The organism is Sphingomonas sp. Leaf30 (assembly GCF_001422525.1).
Classification (GTDB): domain Bacteria; phylum Pseudomonadota; class Alphaproteobacteria; order Sphingomonadales; family Sphingomonadaceae; genus Sphingomonas; species Sphingomonas aerolata.
Window position 1 is genome coordinate 1 of record NZ_LMKZ01000020.1, and the last position, 1,704, is coordinate 1,704.

General features: G+C 62.4%; 3 protein-coding genes. 1 reads left to right on the forward strand and 2 read right to left on the reverse strand.

What is annotated here, in order from left to right; translation table 11 throughout:
• On the reverse strand, positions 1-154 hold a 154-nt coding region (locus ASE89_RS20070), incomplete at its 3' end, for an NAD-dependent epimerase/dehydratase family protein (protein ID WP_156363567.1).
• Positions 155-248: 94 nt separating this feature from the next.
• Between ASE89_RS20070 and ASE89_RS18725 the strand changes: the two genes are divergently transcribed.
• On the forward strand, positions 249-1,085 hold the full coding sequence (locus ASE89_RS18725; protein ID WP_056681027.1) for a helix-turn-helix transcriptional regulator: 837 nt from the start codon (positions 249-251) through the stop codon (positions 1,083-1,085).
• A 306-nt stretch (positions 1,086-1,391) separates the two neighbouring features.
• Here ASE89_RS18725 and ASE89_RS21350 read toward each other — a convergent pair.
• The coding region (locus ASE89_RS21350; RefSeq protein WP_236701870.1) for an alpha/beta hydrolase at positions 1,392-1,704 on the reverse strand (313 nt) is incomplete at its 5' end.

The following is a 1,704-nucleotide window of genomic DNA, read 5'->3' on the forward strand; positions in this document are numbered from 1 at the left end:
GGTCGCCCCGATGAACATCGGCGCCAGCCGCTTCGAGCTGCTGCGCGCCCGCGTCGGAGCGAGCGAGCCCGAGCACATTGTGACCGCGGTGGAGTAGTTCGGGAATGACATGGGAGCCGATAAAGCCGGTCGCACCGGTCAAGAACACGCGCATGGAAATCTCCTCGTTGACGAGGGATGTATCGCCTTGCGCCCGACCCTGTTAAAGTAGTGAGCTTATCGTGGTATAAGCTGCAACAGGATACATCTTGTCTACTGACGCAACAAATTCGCTGGGCACATACCTGCGCGACCGCCGCACTCGCCTGGACCCGGCGACTTTCGGGCTCAGCGGCAGTCGCCGCCGTACGCCCGGCTTGCGCCGTGAAGAGGTTGCGAGCCGCGCGAATATCAGTCCCACCTGGTACACCTGGCTCGAGCAGGGCCGTGGCGGCGCGCCATCTGCGGATGTCCTCGATCGCATTGCGAAGGGGCTGATGCTGACCGAGCCGGAGCGCGATCACATCTACATGCTCGGACTGGGTCGTCTGCCAGAGGCCCGCTATCAGCCGGTCGACGGCATCACCCCTCGCCTGCAACGGGTACTCGACGGGATGGTGCTCAGCCCCGCGATCATCAAGACCGCGATGTGGGACGTTGTCGGCTGGAACCGTGCCGCTGCGGTCTTGCTGACCGACTATTCCAAGCTGCCGCGCGAGGGACGCAACATTCTGCGTCTGATGTTCGGCAGCGACCATGTCCGCGCCCGCAATGCCGATTTCGACAGCATCGCCCGCTTCGTCGTCGGCGCCTTCCGCGCCGACGTGGCGCGCGCCGGCGCTAGCACCAGCGCCGAGGTGATAAAGCTCGTCATGGAGTTGTCTCGGCTAAGCCCTGAGTTCGAAGCGCTGTGGCAGGACAACGACGTGGTCGCTCACGGCGAAGGAATAAAACGTATCCACCATCCCGACGCGGGGCTGCTGGCGATGGAGTTTTCGTCGTTCGCCGTCGAAGGAAGGCCGGAACTGGGGATGATTATCTACAACCCCGCCACGCCTGACGATGCCGAGCGGCTGCGGGTGCTGCTGGATGAGCGTGAGAGCTGATCTCGGGTGAAGACGCCGGGGCACATTTGATCCATACCCGGACATTCGCGCGCCTTTCCGCGGTCCCCAACTTAAGACATTCATTCATCCCCCGCGCTGACTGAACTTGGCGCATGATCCCCCGCCATGGACGTCTTGAATGGAGAGGAGAGCGGAACAGCTGCTTCGAGCCAGGACAGGCGCGTAGCCGATTATGGTTCATGTGCAGCGGACGGCGACTTAGCGCTGTCAAACGCCCTTTAGAGGCTAAAGACCGGCGCTCAAAAGCAGCAGTTTATCAGTCGTCGAGCGGCAAAAGGGTGCGCGTTACCGCACTTGTCCCATCCCCGTGCCAGTTTTCGACCACAGTGCGTCTCGAAGCCAGTCGCCAACGACTGCCACGAGGCGAGGCGATCCGAGATACGGGCCCAACCTTGACGCCTCATCCGGCTCGCCTGCAACCGCGCCTTCCTGAAACGAATGACCGAGCCCGTCCAGCATCACAATTCGAGCGCGACGGTTGCTCGCCAAAGCGGCACGCGCCGCAGGTGCGTCATCCACCAGCGTATCCTTGGTCCCGTAGATCGCTAGAACGGGAATGTGCAAGGCCCTGAGATCGGAGGCCGAGCGAAGCTTTCGT